Annotated in this window: 20 protein-coding genes; 17 read left to right on the top strand and 3 right to left on the bottom strand. The window is 63.5% G+C overall.

Features of this window, described 5'->3' with window-relative positions; translation table 11 throughout:
* The first annotated feature begins 117 nt into the window (after positions 1-117).
* From eccCa to EEB12_RS06010, 9 genes are all read left to right on the top strand, one after another.
* On the top strand, positions 118-4137 hold the full coding sequence (eccCa, locus tag EEB12_RS06050) for a type VII secretion protein EccCa (RefSeq protein ID WP_258537539.1): 4020 nt from the start codon (positions 118-120) through the stop codon (positions 4135-4137).
* Positions 4134-5636, top strand: a complete 1503-nt coding sequence (locus tag EEB12_RS06045; protein WP_092763920.1) for a type VII secretion-associated protein — start codon at positions 4134-4136, stop codon at positions 5634-5636. The genes eccCa and EEB12_RS06045 overlap by 4 nt, the downstream gene beginning before the upstream one ends.
* Positions 5637-5818: 182 nt before the next feature.
* Positions 5819-6124, top strand: a complete 306-nt coding sequence (locus tag EEB12_RS06040) for a WXG100 family type VII secretion target (protein ID WP_003940986.1) — start codon at positions 5819-5821, stop codon at positions 6122-6124.
* A gap of 87 nt (positions 6125-6211) precedes the next feature.
* Positions 6212-6505 (top strand): WXG100 family type VII secretion target, encoded by a 294-nt coding sequence (locus EEB12_RS06035; protein ID WP_003940975.1) that lies wholly within the window; start codon positions 6212-6214, stop codon positions 6503-6505.
* A gap of 289 nt (positions 6506-6794) precedes the next feature.
* Positions 6795-7238, top strand: a complete 444-nt coding sequence (gene rplM / locus EEB12_RS06030; protein ID WP_019747566.1) for a 50S ribosomal protein L13 — start codon at positions 6795-6797, stop codon at positions 7236-7238.
* A complete protein-coding gene (gene rpsI, locus EEB12_RS06025; RefSeq protein ID WP_019747567.1) occupies positions 7235-7747 on the top strand; it encodes a 30S ribosomal protein S9 in 513 nt (170 codons plus the stop codon). Before rplM ends, rpsI begins: the two co-directional genes overlap by 4 nt.
* Positions 7748-7901: 154 nt before the next feature.
* Positions 7902-9239, top strand: coding sequence for a phosphoglucosamine mutase (glmM, locus tag EEB12_RS06020; RefSeq protein ID WP_020906918.1), 1338 nt, complete (start codon positions 7902-7904; stop codon positions 9237-9239).
* 111 nt (positions 9240-9350) lie between these two features.
* A complete protein-coding gene (locus EEB12_RS06015; protein WP_019747569.1) occupies positions 9351-9656 on the top strand; it encodes a hypothetical protein in 306 nt (101 codons plus the stop codon).
* Between the two features lie 176 nt (positions 9657-9832).
* Positions 9833-10801, top strand: a complete 969-nt coding sequence (locus EEB12_RS06010) for a hypothetical protein (protein ID WP_258537534.1) — start codon at positions 9833-9835, stop codon at positions 10799-10801.
* Positions 10802-10847: 46 nt separating this feature from the next.
* Here EEB12_RS06010 and EEB12_RS30420 read toward each other — a convergent pair whose 3' ends face one another.
* Together EEB12_RS30420 and EEB12_RS06000 are read right to left on the bottom strand one after the other, a co-directional pair.
* Positions 10848-11042 carry a hypothetical protein gene (locus tag EEB12_RS30420; RefSeq protein ID WP_181447636.1) on the bottom strand — a complete coding sequence of 65 codons (195 nt, stop codon included), beginning with the start codon at positions 11040-11042 and terminating at the stop codon, positions 10848-10850.
* A 6-nt stretch (positions 11043-11048) separates the two neighbouring features.
* Positions 11049-11888, bottom strand: a complete 840-nt coding sequence (locus tag EEB12_RS06000) for a chlorophyllase/cutinase-like alpha/beta fold protein (protein WP_019747572.1) — start codon at positions 11886-11888, stop codon at positions 11049-11051.
* 122 nt (positions 11889-12010) lie between these two features.
* Between EEB12_RS06000 and glmS the strand changes: the two genes are divergently transcribed.
* Positions 12011-13873: a glutamine--fructose-6-phosphate transaminase (isomerizing) gene (glmS, locus tag EEB12_RS05995; protein ID WP_092763811.1), complete on the top strand. Its 1863-nt coding sequence runs from the start codon at positions 12011-12013 to the stop codon at positions 13871-13873.
* A 54-nt stretch (positions 13874-13927) separates the two neighbouring features.
* Here the strand turns inward: glmS and EEB12_RS05990 are convergent, their stop codons facing one another.
* Positions 13928-14299: a cupredoxin family copper-binding protein gene (locus tag EEB12_RS05990; protein ID WP_019747573.1), complete on the bottom strand. Its 372-nt coding sequence runs from the start codon at positions 14297-14299 to the stop codon at positions 13928-13930.
* A gap of 38 nt (positions 14300-14337) precedes the next feature.
* On the opposite strand from EEB12_RS05990, the gene EEB12_RS05985 reads away from it, so the two are divergent.
* The 7 genes from EEB12_RS05985 to tsaD all read left to right on the top strand — a co-directional run bounded on the left by EEB12_RS05985 (position 14338) and on the right by tsaD (position 20932).
* Positions 14338-15771: an NAD(P)H-hydrate dehydratase gene (locus tag EEB12_RS05985; protein ID WP_141487516.1), complete on the top strand. Its 1434-nt coding sequence runs from the start codon at positions 14338-14340 to the stop codon at positions 15769-15771.
* Between the two features lie 55 nt (positions 15772-15826).
* On the top strand, positions 15827-17029 hold the full coding sequence (alr, locus tag EEB12_RS05980) for an alanine racemase (RefSeq protein ID WP_019747575.1): 1203 nt from the start codon (positions 15827-15829) through the stop codon (positions 17027-17029).
* Complete coding sequence (locus tag EEB12_RS05975; protein ID WP_003940782.1) at positions 17026-18078, top strand: alpha/beta fold hydrolase; 1053 nt, start codon at positions 17026-17028, stop codon at positions 18076-18078. Before alr ends, EEB12_RS05975 begins: the two co-directional genes overlap by 4 nt.
* Positions 18068-18559 carry a tRNA (adenosine(37)-N6)-threonylcarbamoyltransferase complex ATPase subunit type 1 TsaE gene (gene tsaE, locus EEB12_RS05970; protein ID WP_019747576.1) on the top strand — a complete coding sequence of 164 codons (492 nt, stop codon included), beginning with the start codon at positions 18068-18070 and terminating at the stop codon, positions 18557-18559. Before EEB12_RS05975 ends, tsaE begins: the two co-directional genes overlap by 11 nt.
* Before the next feature lie 135 nt (positions 18560-18694).
* Positions 18695-19393, top strand: coding sequence for a tRNA (adenosine(37)-N6)-threonylcarbamoyltransferase complex dimerization subunit type 1 TsaB (tsaB, locus tag EEB12_RS05965; protein ID WP_141487515.1), 699 nt, complete (start codon positions 18695-18697; stop codon positions 19391-19393).
* A 10-nt stretch (positions 19394-19403) separates the two neighbouring features.
* Positions 19404-19898 (top strand): ribosomal protein S18-alanine N-acetyltransferase, encoded by a 495-nt coding sequence (gene rimI / locus EEB12_RS05960; protein WP_047888624.1) that lies wholly within the window; start codon positions 19404-19406, stop codon positions 19896-19898.
* Positions 19895-20932 carry a tRNA (adenosine(37)-N6)-threonylcarbamoyltransferase complex transferase subunit TsaD gene (tsaD, locus tag EEB12_RS05955; protein ID WP_029254929.1) on the top strand — a complete coding sequence of 346 codons (1038 nt, stop codon included), beginning with the start codon at positions 19895-19897 and terminating at the stop codon, positions 20930-20932. Before rimI ends, tsaD begins: the two co-directional genes overlap by 4 nt.
* The last annotated feature ends 15 nt before the right edge of the window (positions 20933-20947 follow it).

Genomic DNA, 20947 nt, shown 5'->3' with positions numbered 1-20947 from the left:
GGCACCGACCCGAGTGTCGGTGTTGTGATCTACTCTCTTGCAATTGCGTGACTACGCCTTGGGGGGCGGGCCGGCGGTAGTCGGACGAGGCGCGTGGCGGCAACAGCTGCAGCACCGATGGGGGTGGGTGAATTGAGCACTGTCAGATTTGCGCGTCGAGCGCGCCGTGAATCGCCGCGTACACCGGGCGGCGAGGTGACGCTTCAGGCCCCACCGGAGATTCCTCGCGTCACGCCGGGAAACCTACTGACCAAACTACTTCCGGTGATCATGGTGGTTGCCATGATCGGCATGGTGGCGCTGATGTTCTCTTCCGGCATGGCGCGCAATCCGATGTCTCTGCTGTTTCCGGTCATGATGATGGTGTCGATGCTCGGGATGCTCGCCGGGGGCGGTCGTAGCGGTGGGGCACGAGCGTCCGAAGCGAACGAGGACCGCAAGGACTACCTGCGGTACCTGGATCAGATACGCAGCGATGTTGCTGCGACGTCTGGTGCGCAGCGTGCTGCTCTCGAGTGGAGCAATCCCGAGCCGTCGCAGCTTTGGACACTGGCCGGGACTGTGCGGATGTGGGAACGTCAGATCACCGACTCGGACTACTGCCACGTTCGGGTCGGTCTGGGTACACAGCGATTGGCCACCAGGCTTGTATCTCCGGAGACGGGGCCGGTCGAGGATCTCGAACCCGTCGCTGCTGTCTCACTTCGGCGATTCGTCCGTGCGCATTCGGTTGTAAAAGACCTGCCGACCGCCGTCTCGCTTCGCGGATTTGCTGCGATGTCCATTGAGGGGCAGAGGGATTCCGCTCGAGCGCTCGTCCGCTCGATGTTGATGCAGCTGTGCACTTTTCACGGTCCGGACACCGTCCAAGTTGCAGTGGTGTGCGGTCCCGATACCGAAGCCGAGTGGGAGTGGGTCAAGTGGCTCCCACACGTACAACACCCGGAGTCTCAGGACGGCGCCGGCACTTCACGCATGGTGTTCGGTTCGTATCTCGAGTTCGAAAGTTCCCTCGGGGAAACGCTTTCGATGCGTGCTCGATTTGCTCGCAACACTCCAGCGAGTGCGGGCGTTCCGCATCTCGTGTTGGTCGTGGACGGTGGATTGCTCGAAGGTGACACCGGCCTGTTGTCCGAATCCGGGCTCGACTCGGTGACCGTCCTCGACCTGTGCGGGTTCTGCCCGCGGCTGGCGGCGGCGCGTGGTTTGCGACTGGTCGTCGGTAGCGATCAGATCGGCGCGGTGAGCAGCGCAGGAGTCGAGAACTTTGCGACGCCTGACGCCGCGACGACGAGCCTGGCGCAGTCGTTCGGACGTCGCATCGCACCGTTCCGTGCGGCATCGCAGAACGGCGTGGACGCAACTGACGACGACCGATCCCTTCGGACCTGGAGCCAGATGTTGGGGATAGGAAATGTTGCGAGGTTCAATCCTGAGCATGGCTGGCTGCCACGTCAGGGGCGCGACCGACTCCGCGTGCCGATCGGTGTCGGACAAGATGGAAACCCTGTCGAACTGGATCTGAAGGAGTCGGCCGAGAACGGTATGGGTCCGCACGGGCTGTGTATCGGAGCCACCGGTTCTGGTAAGTCGGAGTTCCTGCGAACCTTGGTACTCGGCCTGATCGCGACGCACTCACCCAACGCACTGAACCTCGTCCTGATCGACTTCAAAGGTGGTGCAACCTTTCTCGGCCTGGAGGAGGCGCCGCACGTTGCTGCGATCATCACCAACCTTGCCGAGGAATTGGCGATGGTCGATCGTATGAAGGACGCGCTCGCCGGCGAAATGAATCGTCGACAAGAACTGCTGCGTGCGGCAGGAAACTTCGCAAACGTGTCCGATTACGAGAAGGCGAGGCTGGCCGGCGCTGCACTCGATCCGTTGCCTGCACTCTTCGTCGTTGTCGACGAGTTTTCCGAACTGCTCAGTCAACAGCCGGAATTTGCCGAATTGTTCGTGGCCATCGGGCGATTGGGCAGGTCACTTCATATTCACCTGCTGCTGGCCAGTCAGCGGCTCGACGAAGGAAAGCTTCGGGGTCTCGACAGCCATCTTTCGTATCGCGTCGGTTTGAAAACGTTCTCGGCGAACGAGTCTCGTTCCGTTCTCGGCGTTCCCGATGCTTATCACCTGCCGGGCACACCCGGTGCGGGATACCTGAAGTCCGATTCTGCGGAGATCGTTCGCTTCCAAGGTGCATACGTGTCAGGCCCGTACGAGGGCGAGCGGATAGTACCCACTCGATTCTCGGTAGATTCCCCCGTCGAACTCGCGCCGCTGCCGTTTACCGCGACGCCCGTGGTCGGGCCAGAGGCTGTTGTCGTTCCCGTCGAGCCCGATGTCATCGACATGGGTGAAATCGGTGACGATGCACGTACTCTCATGGGGGTCCTCGTCGACCGCATGCGCGCTCACGGTCCACGCGCGCACGAGGTGTGGCTACCGCCGCTCGAGGCATCCCCGACGCTTGACCAGTTGTTGCCGCGGTGGGCGGCCGGTGATCAACCTCGCGGAAATCTGAGCGCACCCTTCGGCGTAGTCGACAGGCCGTTCGATCAGCGCCGCGATCTTCTCGTCGCCGATCTGAACGGATCAACGGGCAACCTCGCGATCGTCGGCGGCCCGCAGTCGGGAAAGTCGACGGCCTTGCGCACGTTGATCTTGTCTCTGAGCATGACGCACACGCCGGAACAGATTCAGTTCTACTGCCTCGACTTCGGTGGTGGAACGCTCCTCGGATTGAAAGATCTGCCGCACGTCGGATCGGTGGCAAACCGCTTGGATTCCGACCGCGTCCGCCGCACGGTCGCCGAGGTACTCGGTGTGGTCGCGAAACGGGAGCGGCTGTTTCGTGACCTCGGCATCGACTCCATGGCCGATTTCCGAGGATTGCGAACAGCTGATCCCGCCGGGGAAGGTGTGGCGGCGGGACTCCGAGATGACCCGTACGGTGACGTCTTCCTCGTCGTCGATGGTTGGCCCAGCGTTCGTTCGGATTTCGAATCACTCGAGCCTCAGATCAACATGCTCGCCGGTCAAGGTTTGTCCTTCGGTGTGCACGTGATCGTCACGACGTCGAGGTGGGCCGAGATCCGGCCGGCACTCAAGGATCAACTGGGTACTCGCATCGAACTTCGATTGGGTGATCCGGGAGATTCGGATGCGGGTCGCCAGAAAGCCAGCCTGGTGCCGGAAGGTCGACCGGGTCGTGGCATCACGCGCGACGGGCTTCACCTTCTCACCGGACTACCTCGAATCGGCGGTTCGCCAGGTAGTGAGAATTCCGGTGGTTCTGTGGCGTCGACGGTCGAACATATTGCAGCCATGTCGAATTCGCGCCCGGCGCCCACCGTGCGGATGCTTCCGGATTCGTACTCGCGGGCAGAACTTCTCGAAGCTGTCGGGACCCGGTGGCCCTCACCGAGTGCGGCCGACGGTCGGTGCCTCACCGCGCCGATCGGGCTCGGTGAGACCGACCTCGCCCCGGTGTACATGGACTTCCGGGAACACGCGCACCTCTTGATATTCGGCGACACCGCGTGTGGCAAGACATCTCTTCTGCGCGGAATAGCGGAAGGGATCATCGCGTCGAACACACCGGCGCAGGCCAAGCTGATTATCGGTGACTATCGGCATTCCCTACTCGGAGTGGTCGAAGGGAATCACCTCGGCGGGTACTCGGCGTCGTCGACGACCTTCGGTGAGTTGATGGTCGACTTGGCTCGGATCGTCGCCGCCAGAATGCCGAACGCCGAAACAACACAGCAGCAATTGCGGGAAAGGTCGTGGTGGAGTGGGCCGGAGATTTATGTACTGATCGACGACTACGACCTGGTGGCCACACCGAGTGGTAATCCGGTGGCGCCGTTGCTCGAATACATTCCGCATTCCAAGGACATCGGTTTGCACCTGGTGATTGCCCGCCGTTCCGGTGGCGCGGCCAGAGCACTCTACGAGCCGGTCATTGCGAGAATTCGCGACATGGCACCGGCCGGATTGATCATGAGCGGAAGTCGCGACGAGGGAAATCTCGTCGGCACCGTCCGCGCGTCGGCATTGCCGGAAGGTCGTGGGGTCTACGTTTCTCGATCGCAAACCCAACTTGTCCAAGTTCCGTGGATGCCACCGCTGTGACCGTTCCGTCCTTGGTGTCGGTCTCGCTACATTGGGGTGCATCCAATATCTGGGTCGTCTCGGGTCAACGCGAATTCTGTTGCAGTGCAGACATCAGACGCGAACCGGCGTCGGGTCCCGGTACGACCGGTGAAAATGCGATCGATTACGTCGACGACGATTATGTCGACGTAGATGGTCGGATTGTCCCCACCGTCCTGGAGCTGGCCAGGCTGATCTCCAGTGCGATGGACGGGTGCGGAATCGTCGATGCAGACATCCTCTATCTCAGTCATCCCTCGGACTGGGGTGCCCCACGCAGGCGGCGATTGCTCGATGCCGCACGGCGAGTGGCGCACGACGTCGTCCTCGTTACGACGTCGGTCGCGGCGGCGAGGTCGGCTCGTACAGCCTGGCGATCACGGTGTGTCGTCCTCGAACTGCGTGGCGGAATGGTGGTCGCTTCTGTTGTCGTTGAGGTCGACGGTGAACTCCGAATCGACGGGGCACAAAGCTCGGCGATCGCAGACGTTGCGGGGTTGTTTTCCGGAATCGGGGACTTGTCGGTTCGGGACGCTGTGGTGTTGGTCGGGCCGCGCTCCCATGCCGTTGCGGCTTCGCTCGAACGTGGGTCGACGAATGCCCACGGCCATGCGAGCATTCGAATTCTGGACGAGAGTCGGGTGGCGTCGTCTCTGGTGGATCCTCGGACGCTCGTTCGCCAGACAACTGCGCGGGACAGTTCCGGTCGAATCGTCGACAATTCAGCTTTTGGTGCCGGGTGGGTAGGCGATCCGGATGGCGCGATGTCGATTCCTTCCGTGGACTCGACTGCCTCCTCGCCCCGTCGAGTCGGCGGGTGGCACGGAGGCCGTCGATGGTTCGCGGCGGCGCTTGCGGTGCTCGCCGTCGTCGCTGCGGTCGCGGCAACGGTCGTGGTGTCCACTCGCGATCGAGGCGATTCTCGGTTGGCGGACTCGGTCGCAGCTGCAACGGAAGACAAAGTCGAGATCGTGGAGGCGTCGAAAGAGCAGGAAAAGCCTGCGCCGAAGACTTCGATTCCGTCGATCGAGTCCGGTGTCACGCCGGAGCTCACGCGTGTGGAGGTGGGGAGCGTTGCAGCAGAGCTGCCTTCCGATTGGAAGCTTCTGTCACGAGGGACCTCGAGCGGGCGCACCGATTTGATACCCAGTTCCGGCGCTGATCGCAAGATCGTGGTCATCGAGAAACGTCTTGCGGAAGGTGCTGGATTCGATTCCGTCGAAGCCGCTTTGCGTCAGCAGTTTTCGGCGTTCGAGGACCCATTGCGGTTCGGAGAGTTTTCTGTGATCGACGATGCCGCAGGAAAACAGGCAGTGGTGTACGTCGAGTTTCCGGACGATTTCTCCGAGGTGCGTTGGCGCGTGTACGTCGACAACGGTCGGCAAGTGAGTATCGGCTGCCAGTATCTGGTCGGTGAGTGGGACAGTCTCGAAGCGGACTGCCTGCGGATGTGGCAGTCACTCGAATTCACGCCCTGACCGGATCGGTCGGTTCTGCAAACATTCTTCGATCGGGCCGGAACCGTTGGCACGGAGGTCGCGTCAAAGTATGTGTAGCGCACATCAGGGAGTTCCGCTCGACCCCGGTGCACATCCGACGGACAAGCCGTCGTGGGTGGTCGCCGATACCGAACGGTACTCACCGAATCCAGGGGGACGACATGGGCTTTACCGCAACTACCGCTGAATTGATCGATTCGGCGGGGACCATCGACGGACATCTCGGTGACATCAGGGGACTGGTCAACGCTGTTCGGTCGGAGGCCGACGCTTCGCACAATTCGTGGAACGGTGCGGCGCAGGTCGAATACGCAGGAATCATGGAGCGATACAACAGCGCGGCCCTGAAGTTGGACACTGCTCTGACCGACATCTGCGAGCAGATCAAACAGGCTGCGGGAACCTTCGACTCGACCGAAGACGACAACGTCAGCTCGCTTCGCGGCGCGACGGTGAACATGTCCTGACCGTCAGTTCTTCGCCGTTCGATCAAGCAGTCCTCAGCCAGTAGTTCTCACAAAGTTCTCTCCAGTCACACCGAACCGGGAGCAGTTATGTCCGACAGGATCAAGTACGACTTCGGCGGCCTCGCAATGCTGTCCGATCAGATGAAACAGCAGGCAAAAGCGATCAACGACAAGCAGGGCGACATCAAGGTTGTCGTCGACAAGCTGCAAGCAGGCTGGGAAGGGGCAGGTTCCGAAGCCTGGAACGACGCACAGCGCCGCTGGGCCCAGGCGTCCGAAGAACTGAACATGGTTCTCGCGCAGATCGCCGGAGCGACGGCGAGCGGCTCGGAGAAGATGCAGGAAGCTGACCGGATCGCCGCAAACGGGTTCGGTCGCTGACAACATTCATGTCGTGACGACACCCCGACTGCCCCGGTACCGTCAGGTTGCCGGGGCAGTCGCATGTTGATCGCTTACCTGCTGGTTCCGGACGAGGGCATTGTCGGCGGAGATGGCTGCGCTTTGACCTGGCAGCGGGTAGACCGGTATCGTCTATCGGTGGCGTGCCGTAGGGCTCCGGCAGAAATGCGTGGAGACCGGCGGTTCTCGGGTCTCAACTGGCCGCCGAGGATCGTTTACGCGATACGCACATGGTCAGCAGTGGAATGAATTAAGACGAGGAAGATCTGTGTCTACGTACACCCCGAAGGCCGGAGATGTGACCCACTCGTGGCACGTCATCGACGCCACTGACGTGGTGCTCGGCCGTCTTGCCGTTCAGGCAGCGAACTTGCTGCGTGGCAAGCACAAGCCCACCTACGCGCCGCACATCGACGGTGGTGACTTCGTTGTCATCATCAACGCTGAGAAGGTTGCCATCAGCGGCAACAAGCTGCAGGGCAAGAACGTTTACCACCACTCCGGATTCCCGGGTGGCCTGAAGTCCCGCACTGTCGGTGAGGTCCTCGACAGGACTCCCGATCGTCTCGTCGAGAAGGCCATTGTCGGCATGCTCCCCAAGACGAAGCTCGGCCGCGCAATGAGCAGCAAGCTCAAGGTCTACGCGGGCCCGAATCACCCCCACACCGCGCAGCAGCCGGTGCCGTTCGAGATCAAGCAGGTCGCACAGTGACATCGCCGGAAGAGCAGAACGTGTCCGAAGAGAACATCGAAGCAGTGGAAGAGCTTGTCGCCGCTGACGCAGTCGAGGTCGTCGAAGAGGTTGCTGCAGCTACGCTCGCACCGATCGTCCTCGATCGCCCGGTCCAGACCGTCGGTCGCCGCAAGGAGGCTGTCGTTCGCGTCCGGATGACTCCCGGTACCGGTCAGTTCAAGCTCAACGGCCGTACGTTGGAGGATTACTTCCCCAACAAGGTTCACCAGCAGCTGATCAAGGCTCCGCTGGTGCTCGTCGAACGTCCCGAGTCTTTCGACATCATTGCACTGCTGCACGGTGGCGGCCCGTCCGGTCAGGCAGGCGCACTGCGTCTGGCTATCGCGCGCGCACTCATCGAGGTAACCCCTGATGATCGTCCGGCCCTCAAGCGTGCAGGCTTCCTGACGCGTGACGCCCGCGCGGTCGAGCGTAAGAAGTACGGCCTGAAGAAGGCCCGTAAGGCATCGCAGTACTCCAAGCGCTGATGCTTTGCCGAGGTTGACCCGACGGGTCTGCTTCGGCACCTGTTCACCACAAGAGCGGGCGTCCATCGTTACCGGACGCTCGCTCTTGTGTTTCTCGGAGAAATTCCATTCTCGAGTTTCATTCTCGAGGTTCACAGGATTCAGGAGTCGTTCTATGGGTCGGTTGTTCGGTACTGACGGTGTTCGTGGACTTGCCAATTCGGATCTGACTGCAGATCTTGCATTGAGATTGGCAGTTGCCGCGGCGAGCGTACTGACAGCCGGCACTTCGGATGCCCGTCCGACCGCCGTGATCGGCCGCGATCCTCGCGCCAGCGGTGAGATGCTTCAAGCCGCGGTGACGGCCGGGTTGAGTTCCGCAGGCGTCGACGTGCTCGACGTGGGTATCCTTCCGACTCCGGCAGTTGCATACTTGACGGCAAAGCTCGAAGCCAGTCTCGGTGTCATGATTTCTGCATCGCATAATCCCATGCCGGACAACGGAATCAAGATTTTCGCGGCCGGTGGGCACAAGTTGGATGACGCTGTCGAGGTGGCGATCGAGGACGCACTCGACGGCACTGCGCCGCCGGTCCTTCCGACAGGTGCCGGGATAGGCCGAGTCCGTGCGGTCGACGACGCCGCGCAGCTGTACCTTGCACATCTGGCGAGCGCGGCGAGCGAGCCGCTCGCTGGACTTACCGTTGTCGTCGACTGCGCCAACGGCGCTGCTTCCGCGCTCGCACCGGTTGCCTACGCAGCAGCGGGCGCTCGCGTCATCGCGATCAGCGCAGATCCCGACGGCCTCAACATCAACGACGGCTGCGGATCGACGCACCTGGAGAATCTTCAGAAAGCCGTAGTCGATCACGGGGCGGACCTAGGCCTCGCGCACGACGGCGACGCCGACCGTTGCTTGGCCGTCGACGAGACCGGCGCGGTGGTCGACGGTGACGCGATCATGGCTGTTCTGGCGATCGCGATGAACGAGGCCGGGGAGTTGGTCGAGAACACTCTCGTCGCGACTGTCATGAGCAATCTCGGTTTGCACATCGCGATGCGCGAGGCAGGCATCAACATCGTGACTGCTGCGGTAGGCGACCGCTACGTCTTGGAGGAATTGCGCGCGGGCGGGTACAGCCTCGGTGGCGAGCAGTCAGGCCATGTTGTGTTGCCGGCGTTCGGCACCACGGGCGACGGAATTCTCACCGGTCTCAGGCTGCTCGGACGCATGGCTCGTACGCGTAAGTCGGCATCCGTACTGGCTGCAACGATGACCACCCTCCCGCAAGTGCTGATCAACGTGAAGGTCGGGGACAAGGCGGCAGTCGCAGCGTCGCCGTCGGTACTTGCAGCAGTCGCGGACGCCGAGCGCGTTCTCGGTGACGGTGGTCGAGTGCTCCTGCGCCCGTCCGGGACAGAGCAACTGGTCCGCGTCATGGTCGAGGCCACTGAACTTCCGCTCGCGCAGAAGCTGGCTGACGAGTTGGCCGAGATCGTCGGTTCGGTGTAGCCCCCTCATTACGCGTTCGCGTTTAGAGGGAACGCAATTGCGCCCCGCTGCGTCCAAGGAGTCAAAGGCCGCTCGACGTGCGAGTGGTTCCGTTGAAACTTGGGGGCGCTCGTGGATGTCGACCGCGCTGGAACAGATGAATTGGCACGTCATGCGGTGTCGGTGGCCCAGGGTCTGCGCGATTCTGCCGAGCCGATCAAGCGTTTGCGATGGGGCGGTGCCGCTTCGGGCCGTGACTACGCCGAGCACGGAGCCGCGTTGGCGTCGGCATTGGCGGTCCTGAATTCTCGCTTGACTGGCCGTGCGGATCTTCTCGATACGTTGGCGCGCCGGCTTTCCTCTTCGGCTGAGGCAATCACTGAGGCGGATCGCGAGGGTGCGCGGCGGGTGCGGGACTCCGGCGGGTCGGCCTCGTGATACCGAACAGTCTTACAGCCCAGGCAGTACCGAACGGCCCGTGTTCTTTCGAAGATATTCTTGCACTGCGTGATTCACATGCTCATCCCGACGAAATTCTGGAAGCGGGCGCTAGCGGACTGCAGTTCTTCGGCCGATTTCACGACCTGGCCACTCGGTTGGGTTTCGAAGAACGGATGCTTACCTCCTATGAGGATGCATATCGCGCAGAGGCGGGCATCGATATCGCGGCACTGACGCGAGACATGTCGGACATGGCTGCGGCGGTGGACGGTTCGGTCGCGGAGATCGCGATGCTGACGGTCCTGGCCGAGAATCTTCCCGCAGTGTGGAATGTTTCCGGCGTGGATGCGGTCGTCGATCAGGTCTTCGCCGCGCGGCGCGAAGCTCGGTCCGATGCGGATTCGGCGCCACTGTTGATCACGCTAGCCGACGAACTTGCGCGGACTGTTCGAACGGCTTTGGCAGACAAAGCTTTCAAGGTGGCCAGCCTCGACCGGGCGACCATCGGCGGTCTGGGTGCGGGGGAGATCGATCAGCTGGCTCACGTCGCTCCCAGCGGTCGTGGCGCGGCGCCATGGTTGGACACCGTTTTTCGCTCGGCGTATCTGGATGCCCGCGACGAATTCGACAGGGCGTGCGCGCAGTGTGCGAGCGCGGTAGGCGATGCTTTTGATGCCGCGACTCAGTGGGTGACAGACGCCTTCCCGTCGACCTTGCCGGTCGCCGAGACGATCGAATCCGCTGCCGCGGCTGCGCCGATCTCTTTCTCGATCGACGGCAACACGTGGGGCTTCTCGATTGCGCCCGACGGTCGTGGGGTGAGTCTCGATGTCGCCGGCGCCGACGGGAACTCTGTGTCTGTCACCGTGGATTTGGACGAAAATGGTTGGCCGAGAATAGTTTTTGATGCCGATCAGGAGGCGGTCATGCAGGAGACATACCCGCAAGAAGCGTCCCAGCCCGCGACACTTCAACCCGAAATTCCCCAGCCCGATATTCCCCAGCCCGAGGTGCCGGTTGAAACCACCGCCGAAGTCTCGCCCGCGCCGGACCCGGAACCGCCTGTCACAGTCCCGGACGAGTCGATCGCCGGCCCCGACGGAGAGACGGGCGCTGAGCTGGCCGGAGCTGGTCCGCTGTGAAGTCCGTTCACGCGCCCTTCGAAGAGATCCGTCGAACTCTCGATTCTCAACTCGACGACTTCCGTGAGCGCAGAGCGGCAGTAGCGAGCGAGGAATCGCGCCAGGAGCCGCCGTCCGAAACGACGTCTGTCGATAACGACACGGAAGGGTCGGTCAGATCCGGCCCGTATCTGCGATCCGCGTCAGAGCCGACGACGACGCCGACGAAGCCGTGCTCGCCGCCGGAGTCGGGGGCGGGCACGGACTCCTACTTACGCAACAGCTGGCTGGCCCGCGCGTCGGAGTGAGGTTCAACCGGGAGCAACGGCGCCGTGTGTGGAATCTCGACGTCAGGATCAGCAAAGTCCTGGTACTTCTTGTCGCCGGTCAGATGGAACAACAGGAAGCCCGTGAGCAGGCACCGTGTGGCGGACTGTGTCTTGCGCTCGGATCCACCGAGGCCCAGGGCTCCGAGGAGTCGGCGGCCTTCGATCAGTCCGGCGTCTTGGCCGTCGTTCACGGTGCGTGCGACGACGGGACCGCCCCACTCCACGCTCAGCGGGCGCGCATTGCTGGTCAAGGAATCGACGTCGTCTTCGCCGGCAAGGATCAATCCGGGCGCTGTGATCTTCGACGCGTAGTTCTCCGCCTTGGGTGCTGTCGGGGCCGGGAACAGCGCGGCTACCGCACCGACATCCCCGCGCTGCGCTGCGGCCAGTACCGCCGCGCCAGCGCCCATGCCGTGACCGGCAAAGGCGACTCGATCGGGGTGGACGCTGATCTGGCCAGGGCCGAGTCGTACGCCGACGCAGATGTCGAGCGTCGCTCGAAGATCTGCAGCCAAGCCGAGATGGGACGGGACCGGACCGCGTTCGCTGTCGGGCGCCGCTGCGACAATTCCCCAGGAAGCGAGGTGCTGGAGTGTCTGCTCGTACTTGTGGGACCCGACCATCCACCCGTGCGCGAAGGCAACGGCGGGGAGATTGAAACCGGTTTCCGGCGTGTACACGACACCCGGCTGTCCGGCCAGGGCGAGGTTGCCGCGGAGAACTCGGTGCGGGCCGCGCTTGGACAGCTCACGGGTCAGTGTCTTCAGTTTCGGTGCCACGGTTGAAGACGTTATCCGATGAGCCGTCTCGTGTATGCGGAGCCGACGCTGCAACCGGCTGGGGGATGTCTGGGGAACCGCAAAATGCGCCCACCGCCGATGTCCAAGTACCCTGAGTCACCATGTGCGGAATCGTGGGATACGTCGGCCACCGCCCAGCTCTGGGCGTTGTGGTGGAGGCTTTACGGCGAATGGAGTATCGCGGGTACGACTCGTCGGGAATCGCGATTCTCGACGGAACCGGTGGGGTCGAGATCGAGCGTAAGGCCGGTAAGTTGGCCAACCTCGAGGCGGAGCTCGGCGAGTACGGCGCGGATCACTTTGTCGGTACGTCGGGCATGGGTCATACCCGGTGGGCGACGCATGGGCGACCGACCGACCGTAATGCGCATCCGCATTGTGATGCGTCGGGCAAACTGGCTGTCGTTCACAACGGAATCATCGAGAATTTCGCCCCGCTGCGTGCGGAGCTCGAGGCTGCAGGCGTCGAGCTTCAGAGCGACACGGATTCCGAGGTGGCAGTTCACCTGGTAGCCCGGGCGTACTCCCACGGACCGACGGCAGGTGATTTCATCGAGAGTGCGCTGTCGGTGGTTCGTCGGTTGGAAGGTGCGTTCACGCTCGTCTTCACGCACGCCGACCACGCGGACACGATTGTCGCCGCCCGCCGATCGACGCCGCTCGTCGTCGGTGTCGGTGAGGGCGAGATGTTCCTCGGCTCCGACGTCGCTGCGTTCATCGAGCACACACGCGATGCGGTTGAACTCGGACAGGATCAGGCAGTGGTGATCACTGCCGACAGCTATCGGATCTCCGACTTCGCGGGCAACGAGGCAGAGGGGCGCCCGTTCCGCATCGACTGGGATCTCGCGGCCGCCGAAAAGGGTGGTCACGACTACTTCATGCTCAAGGAGATCGAAGAGCAGCCGACCGCTGTCGCCGACACGCTCCTCGGCCACTTCGAGAACGGGAAGATCGTCCTCGACGAGCAGCGGTTGTCCGATCAGGAACTGCGCGACGTCGACAAGGTGTTTGTCGTCGCCTGCGGTAGTGCCTACCACTCCGGACTGTTGGCGAAGTACGCGATCGAGCATTGGACGCGTCTACCTGTCGAGGTCGAACTCGCCAGCGAATTCCGTTACCGCGACCCGGTTCTGGATCGCTCGACGCTTGTTGTCGCGATCTCGCAGTCGGGGGAGACGGCGGACACACTCGAAGCTGTCAAGCACGCCAAGGACCAGAAGGCACGCGTCCTGGCGATCTGCAACACCAACGGTGCACAGATCCCGCGCGAAGCCGACGCCGTTCTCTACACGCGGGCAGGACCGGAAATCGCGGTTGCGTCGACCAAGGCCTTCCTGGCGCAGGTGACCGCGAACTACCTCGTCGGTTTGGCTTTGGCGCAGGCTCGCGGCACCAAGTATCCGGACGAGGTTGCGCGCGAGTACGCCGACCTCGAAGCTATGCCCGCATTGGTCAGCAAGGTGCTCGAGACGGCAGAACCGGTGCGCGCGTTGGCACGCCAGTTCGCGCACGCGTCGACCGTGCTGTTCCTGGGGCGCCACGTCGGCTACCCGGTGGCGCTCGAGGGTGCGCTCAAGCTCAAGGAGCTTGCGTACATGCACGCCGAGGGCTTTGCCGCCGGTGAGCTCAAGCACGGCCCGATCGCGCTGATCGAGGAGGACCTTCCGGTCATCATCGTCATGCCGTCGCCGCAGGGTCGCGCTGTCCTGCACTCGAAGTTGGTGTCCAACATTCAGGAGATCAAGGCGCGCGGGGCAACGACTATCGTCATCGCGGAGGAAGGCGACACCGTCGCCGCGGCGCACGCGGATCACCTGATCGAGATTCCCGCGTCACCGACTCTGCTGCAGCCGTTGCTGTCCACGGTTCCGTTGCAGATCTTTGCGGCCGAGGTTGCCGCGGCACGCGGATACGACGTCGACAAGCCGCGTAACCTGGCGAAATCGGTTACGGTCGAATAGTTTTCGTAGGGAAATTCGGGCCCCGCAGTCGAAAGACTGTGGGGCCCGAGTGCGTTACGGCGTCTCGACGACGACGGTTCCGCGCATCTCGGGATGCGGTGTACAGGTGTAGTCGTAGGTTCCGGGTTCGGTGAACGTGTAGGTGTAAGTTCCCGATTTCTTGAGTGGGCTGCGGAGTTTGCCCTTGGCGTCTCCGAGGCCGTTGACGTCGTGGGCCATTCCGTTGTCGTCGAATACCCACGTGACGGTGTCGCCGACGTTCACGGTGATGGAAGCGGGGGAGTACGCCATCCCGGAGATGGTCACCACGGGTCCGCTCGCCGTCGTTTCGGCCGCAGATGGTGTGGAGTCGGTGCCGGAACTGCACCCGACCAGGCCGAGAGCGAGGACGAGTCCCGCGATTGCCGGGCGAAGACGTGATTTCATGGTTCCGAGGGTAGCGACGGCAACTGAAGGGTTCCGACATGCGTGGGTACTACACAGCCGATCAGGTGCGAGCAGCGGAGGCGCCGCTGCTCGACAAGCTGCCCGACGGAGTGCTGATGCGTCGAGCGGCGTACGGTCTCGCGCGAGTCGTCGCGGACGAATTACGTTCCCGTACAGGATCGGTCGCGCATCGGTCGGTGACGCTTCTGGTCGGTACCGGCGACAACGGCGGTGATGCCCTGTGGGCGGGTGCGTTGCTCCGCAAACGAGGTGTGAGTGTTCGGGCCGTGTTGCTCGATCCGGCGCGCGCTCATCGGTCGGGCCTCGACGCTCTCCTGAAGGCCGGTGGCCGACTCGCTGCCGAAGTCGGGTCGCCGGATCTGGTGATCGACGGCATCGTCGGGATTTCCGGGCACGGCGGTCTGAGGCCTGACGCAGCCGAGCTCGTCGGCCATGTGGATGCACCGATCGTGGCGGTCGATCTTCCGAGCGGCGTCGACGCGAACACCGGCGCAGTGGACGGCCCGTCGGTGACCGCTGACGTGACGGTCACATTCGGCGCGCTCAAGCCCGTACACGTACTCGCGGCTCCGTTGTGTGGTCGTGTCGAACTCGTGGACATCGGATTGAACGTCGGCGAACCCGAGTTCGGTTCACTCGATCCGGCGGAAGTCGGTGCGCTGTGGCCGGTGCCCGGCCCGGGGGACGACAAGTATTCGCAGGGTGTGGTGGGCATCGTTGCGGGAAGTGAGCAGTATGCCGGCGCGGGCGTGCTCTGTACCGGCGCCGCGGTGACCGCCACTTCCGGCCTGGTCCGCTACGCCGGGCACGGCTCCGCCGAGGTGCTCGCCCGGTTCCCGGAGGTGATTGCGAGTGAGACGTTCCAAGCCGCCGGGCGGGTTCAGGCCTGGGTGGTCGGACCCGGTATGGGTACCGACGACGACGCCGCGCGGCTTCTGGCGTCGGTACTGGCTACCGATGTACCCGTTGTCGTCGATGCGGACGGACTTACCCTCCTCGCTCAACGTCCCGAACTTGTCGCAGCCCGGACCGCGCCGACTCTTCTGACGCCCCACGCCGGCGAGTTCGCACGATTCACACCACTCGGCGACGACAGAATCGCGGCCACGCGTGCTCTCGCCGAACGCCTCGGAGTCACGATTCTGCTGAAAGGCCATACGACGGTGATCTCGGATCCCGGCGGTGAGGTCCTGGCCAACGACGCCGGCGGCTCCTGGGCGTCGACCGCAGGCTCGGGTGACATCCTCTCCGGTGTGATCGGCGCGTTGCTGGCGGCGGGTCTGAGCCCTCTCGAAGCCGGGGCCGTCGGGGCGCGGGCGCACGCGTTGGCTGCGAACATCGCCGCTGCCGGCGGTCAGAGCGATGTCGCCGGAGCACCGATTTCGGCTTCGCCGCTGCTGGGAGGTCTGCGCGAGTCGGTGCGTGTGCTTCGCTCTTTTGCCCTTGATTGAGGGTGTTCAAACCCGAACACGTGTCCGATTCTGCGCGGGTGGCAGGATTGTCGCCATGACGCTTGCCCAGGGAAGAGCACCGAAGGAGCCTGCGGAGGGGAAGGCGAGCCGACTCGACGACGCAGTAGGGCCGCAGACGGAGGCAGTCGTCGATCTGGACGCGATCGCGCACAACGTGCGTGTCCTGCGTGAATTTGCCGGTGATGCAGCGTTGATGGCGGTCATCAAGGCGGACGGATACAACCACGGCGCAGTTGCGGTTGCGCGGACGGCACTGTCGGCCGGAGCCCGGGAACTCGGCGTCACCACCATCGCGGAGGCACTGGTCCTTCGCGAGGCAGGCATCACCGCTCCCGTCCTGGCCTGGCTGCACGGCCTCGACGCCGATTTCTCCTCGGCGATCCGGTCCGACGTCGAGATCGGCGTGTCCTCGCCGCGGCACCTGGCTGCTGTCGTCGACGCGGCACGGGTTCTGGGACAACAGGCGACCGTGACACTCAAGGTGGACACCGGTCTCAATCGCAACGGCGTCTCGAGAACCGAGTGGCCGCAGATGCTCGACGACCTCGCCACGGCCCGGGACGAGGGCACGATCAGGCTGCGCGGAGTGTTTTCCCATCTTGCGCACTCGGACGAACCGCATCACGACGTCATCGACATGCAGAAGCAGCGTTTGATCGAAGCGGTTGCCGACGTCCGCGCTCGCGGATTCGAACCCGAAGTTGTTCATCTTTCCAACTCCGCCGCTACAGTCACCCGTCCTGACCTGCAATTTGACATGGTTCGACCCGGAATCGCGATATATGGATTGTCTCCGGTGCCCGAACTCGGAGATTTCGGTTTACGACCGGCGATGACGCTGCGAGCGAAGGTGATTCTGGTGAAGAAGGTGGCCGCCGGAGAGGGCGTCTCCTACGGGCATCAGTGGGTCGCACCGCACGACACCACTCTTGCGCTGCTTCCCGTCGGCTACGCCGACGGTCTGACTCGTTCATTGAGCGGCAAGTTCGAAGTGCAGTTGGGCGGCAAGCGTCGCCAGGCCGTCGGGCGGATCTGCATGGACCAGGTGTTGGTGGACCTGGGGCCGGACGGCGACGGAGTTCGCGAAGGCGACACCGCGATCTTCTTCGGCAACGGCGATCACGGCGAACCCAACGCGCAGGCCTGGGCCGACGTACTCGACACCATTCACTACGAGGTCGTGACCGGAATACGTGGACGCACTGTGCGTACGTACATCGGGGGAGAGACGTCATGAAGACTGCAGGAAAGATGAGCATTCTCGGTGGCCTGCTCAGCGCTGTGGCGCTCGGCTCGATGGCCGGCGTGAATGCATTCAAGACCGCGACGCGTCCGGGCCGGGAAATCTACGCGGACGAGGACTTCGACCTCATGACGCGCGACCGCAAGAGCACGGTGCGCACCGAGGACGGCGTCGAGCTGGCAGTTCGCGAAGTGGGGCCGGATGACGCTCCGCTGACAGTCGTTTTCGTGCACGGGTACTGCCTGAGTGCGCTGTCCTGGCATTTCCAGCGCCGCCAGCTCGAAGAGCGATGGGGCAACAAGGTTCGCATGGTGTTCTACGACCAGCGCGGACACGGAGATTCAGGTATGCCGCGTTCGAAGAGTTGCACGGTCTCGCAGCTGGGCCGCGACCTCGCGACTGTCGTCGAGGCCAAAGTGCCCAAGGGACCGATAGTTCTCGTCGGCCACTCGATGGGCGGCATGACGGTGCTCGCGCTTGCCGGTCAGCGACCCGAATGGTTCGAGGGCCGAGTCATCGGCGTCGGGCTGGTCGCGACGACGGCGGCAGGGCTGGCCGAGACCGGTCTGACCCGCAATCTGCAGAATCCGATCATCGACGGGTTCCGGTTGGCAGTGCGCACCTCGCCAGGAGTGGTTCAGCACGCCCGGGGCGCTGCGCGAGTACTGATCACGCCGATCCTGCGTGCAGCGTCGTACGGCACCGATGTCAGCCCACGACTGCATGAGCTGTCGGACGGCATGCTCGACCGGACCTCGGTCGTGACCATCGTCAATTTCTTGCGGACGTTGGAACTGCACGACGAGTCCGCGTCCCTCGAGGTGCTCGCGCACACACCGGCAGTCGTGATCTGCGGCGATCAAGACATGATGATTCCGTTCATCAGCTCCAAGCGTCTCGCTGCCGATCTCCCCGAGTCTGAACTCGTGAGAGTTCACGGGGCCGGCCATCTGGTGCAGCTCGAGTTCCCGGCGATCGTGACGGACGCAATCGACAAGCTGGTGCAGCGTGCACAGGTAGAAGAGCGGTCCGATGTCGGCTGAGAACGCCACGGGACTTCCCGAATCCGGACAGATCACGTTGGAAACGGCCGAGGATACCGAGGCTTTCGGCCGACGGTTGGCGGCGGGACTTGTTGCCGGCGACCTGGTGGTGCTGGACGGGCCACTCGGGGCGGGCAAGACCGCGTTGACGCGCGGAATCGGCGCCGGGCTCGGAGTGCAGGGCCGGGTGACGTCCCCGACGTTTGTCATCGCTCGTGAGCATCGTCCGGGCACCCGCCCCGGCGGCGGAGTTCCCGTCGGCATGATCCACGTCGACGCATACCGGCTGGGAGACAGCGGACCGCATGCGCTCGACGAACTCGATGCCCTCGACCTCGACACCGATCTCACCGATGCAGTGGTGGTGGTCGAATGGGGTGGTGACGTCGTGGAAAGGCTCGTCGAACGACACTTGCGCGTGCAGCTTCATCGGGAACCTGAATCGGATGTGCGGACTGCGAGTTGGTCCTGGACGTCGTGAAACGGCGTTTTGTGTCGCAGACGTCGTGAAACGGCGTTTTGTGTCGCAGACGTCGTGAAACGGCGTTTGGTGTTTGGACGGCGTGACCCTCCCGGGCCGGAAGTAGTTCTTCACGTGCGGGTACCCTGAGAAATCGTGCTTGTTCTCGCAATTGACACCTCCACTCCGGCAGTCACTGCCGGTGTCGTCTCCCTGTCTGCTCCGTCACCGGACGCAGAGTCACCGGGCACCGAGTCGCCGGGCACCGAGTCACCGGGCACAGTGGAGACGCTTGCCGTGCGTGTCACGGTCAATCCTCGTGCGCACGCCGAGGTCTTGACCCCTCACGTCCTCGAATGCCTCGCCGAGGCCGGGCTCACGCCGGCAGAGTTGAACGCCGTCGTCGTGGGTGTCGGGCCGGGGCCTTACACCGGACTGCGTGTCGGCATGGCGACAGGCGCTGCCTTCGGTGATGCACTCGGTGTTCCCGTGTACGGCGTGTGCAGCCTCGACGCCATCGCGGCTGCGGTACCGACCACACAGAGCCTGCTCGTCGTGACTGACGCGAGGCGTCGCGAGATCTACTGGGCGCGCTATGCCGGCGGAGTGCGCGTCGAAGGACCGGCTGTGAATTCCGCCGGCGACGTTGATCCTTCGCCTTCGACGCTGATTGCCGGATCTGCTTCGCACGTGGACTTCTTCGATCTGCCCGTCGACCCGGCGGAGACACCCTCACCGGCCGGCTTGGTCACAGTCGCTGCTCGCGAGATTCTGGCCGGATCGGTTCCGGCCCCGCTCGAGCCGCTGTACCTCCGACGCCCGGACGCGAAGACCCTCGCAGAACGTGGCAAGTGAGACCGAGCAGATGAAGTACAGCATCGAGCCGATGAACGTCGATGACGCCGAACGGTGCGGGGAGTTGGAGCGTGTGTTGTTCGCGGGCGACGGACCCTGGAGCGCGCAAGCGTTCGTCTCGGAACTTGCGGGCGCGCATAATCATTACTTCGTTGCCAGGGAACCCGACGGTCACGTCCTCGGCTACGCCGGAGTCGCGTTGTTGGGCGCGTCGCCGAACATGGAGGCCGAGGTTCACACCATCGGTACCGATCCCTCGGCTCAGCGACTGGGAATCGGCGGCGCGTTGCTCGATGCGCTTCTGACCCTGGCGGATTCACGGCAGTGTCCGGTGTTCCTGGAAGTGCGCACCGACAACGACCCTGCCATCGCGCTGTACCGGCGCGAAGGATTCGAGATCGTCGGAACACGAAAGAAGTACTACCAGCCCAGTGGGGCAGATGCGTACACGATGAGACGGCCCGCCGTGCTCGGTGTCCGCGAAATTGAGGAGCAGCAAGCATGATCGTCATGGGTGTCGAAAGCTCTTGCGACGAAACAGGTGTCGGTATCGTTCGCTGGAACGGTGACGGAACCTGCGACCTGTTGGCCGACGAGGTGGCATCGAGCGTGGATCAGCACGCCAGGTACGGGGGAGTGGTTCCCGAAGTAGCCTCGCGGGCTCACCTCGAGGCGATAGTGCCGACGATGCGCCGTGCCCTTGCTGCCGCCGGTATCGAGAAGCCCGACGCACTTGCCGTCACCATCGGACCCGGCCTGGCCGGTGCGCTACTGGTCGGTGTCGCCGCCGCGAAAGCCTATGCCGCAGCCTGGAACATCCCGTTCTATGCGGTCAATCATCTCGGTGGTCACGTCTCGGTTGACACTCTCGAGCACGGTCCGTTGCCCTCGTGCGTCGCATTGCTGGTCTCCGGCGGTCACACGCACCTGCTTCACGTCGAAGATCTGGGCAAGCCCATTGTCGAACTGGGCACGACTGTCGACGACGCCGCCGGTGAGGCCTTCGACAAGGTGGCCAGACTGCTCGGGCTCGGCTTTCCCGGCGGACCGGCACTCGATGCTGCTGCGCAAGAGGGAGATCGGAACGCGATCGCCTTCCCTCGCGGCATGACCGGTCCGCGCGATTCGCGGCACGACTTCTCGTTCTCGGGACTCAAGACGTCCGTCGCCCGCTATGTCGAATCGAAAGAGCGCGCAGGCGAGGCCTTTTCGATCCCGGACATCGCTGCCTCGTTCCAGGAAGCGGTTGCCGACGTCCTGACGATGAAGGCAGTGCGTGCAGCCAAGGACGTCGGGGTCGACACGTTGGTTCTCGGCGGCGGCGCCACGGCCAATTCACGTATCCGTTCACTCGCCGAGCAGCGCTGCGCCGAAGCCGGCATCACGTTGCGCATTCCGAAACCTCGACTGTGCACGGACAACGGCGTGATGATCGCTTCGTTGGCTGCCCACCTGATCGGAAATGGTGCAGGCCCTTCGGAATTGAGTGTTGCCACGGACCCGGGGCTGTCGGTCTCGGTCAGCCAGTTGATGCGCTGAGAATCAACCGACTGA

The organism is Rhodococcus sp. WS1, assembly GCF_003797745.1.
Lineage (GTDB): Bacteria > Actinomycetota > Actinomycetes > Mycobacteriales > Mycobacteriaceae > Rhodococcus_F > Rhodococcus_F erythropolis.
Note: the sequence above shows the minus strand (reverse complement) of the source record. Positions and strands in the feature narration are given on the sequence as shown.

Coding starts and splice junctions, on each gene's coding strand:
- EEB12_RS05990 (WP_019747573.1), bottom strand. CDS start 14,299: ATGAAATCACGTCTTCGCCCGGCAATCGCGGGACTCGTCCTCGCTCTC.
- glmS (WP_092763811.1), top strand. CDS start 12,011: ATGTGCGGAATCGTGGGATACGTCGGCCACCGCCCAGCTCTGGGCGTT.
- eccCa (WP_258537539.1), top strand. CDS start 118: ATGGGGGTGGGTGAATTGAGCACTGTCAGATTTGCGCGTCGAGCGCGC.
- EEB12_RS06035 (WP_003940975.1), top strand. CDS start 6,212: ATGTCCGACAGGATCAAGTACGACTTCGGCGGCCTCGCAATGCTGTCC.
- tsaE (WP_019747576.1), top strand. CDS start 18,068: ATGTCGGCTGAGAACGCCACGGGACTTCCCGAATCCGGACAGATCACG.
- tsaD (WP_029254929.1), top strand. CDS start 19,895: ATGATCGTCATGGGTGTCGAAAGCTCTTGCGACGAAACAGGTGTCGGT.
- rimI (WP_047888624.1), top strand. CDS start 19,404: ATGAAGTACAGCATCGAGCCGATGAACGTCGATGACGCCGAACGGTGC.
- EEB12_RS05975 (WP_003940782.1), top strand. CDS start 17,026: ATGAAGACTGCAGGAAAGATGAGCATTCTCGGTGGCCTGCTCAGCGCT.
- glmM (WP_020906918.1), top strand. CDS start 7,902: ATGGGTCGGTTGTTCGGTACTGACGGTGTTCGTGGACTTGCCAATTCG.
- EEB12_RS05985 (WP_141487516.1), top strand. CDS start 14,338: ATGCGTGGGTACTACACAGCCGATCAGGTGCGAGCAGCGGAGGCGCCG.
- EEB12_RS06040 (WP_003940986.1), top strand. CDS start 5,819: ATGGGCTTTACCGCAACTACCGCTGAATTGATCGATTCGGCGGGGACC.
- EEB12_RS06010 (WP_258537534.1), top strand. CDS start 9,833: ATGCTTACCTCCTATGAGGATGCATATCGCGCAGAGGCGGGCATCGAT.
- alr (WP_019747575.1), top strand. CDS start 15,827: ATGACGCTTGCCCAGGGAAGAGCACCGAAGGAGCCTGCGGAGGGGAAG.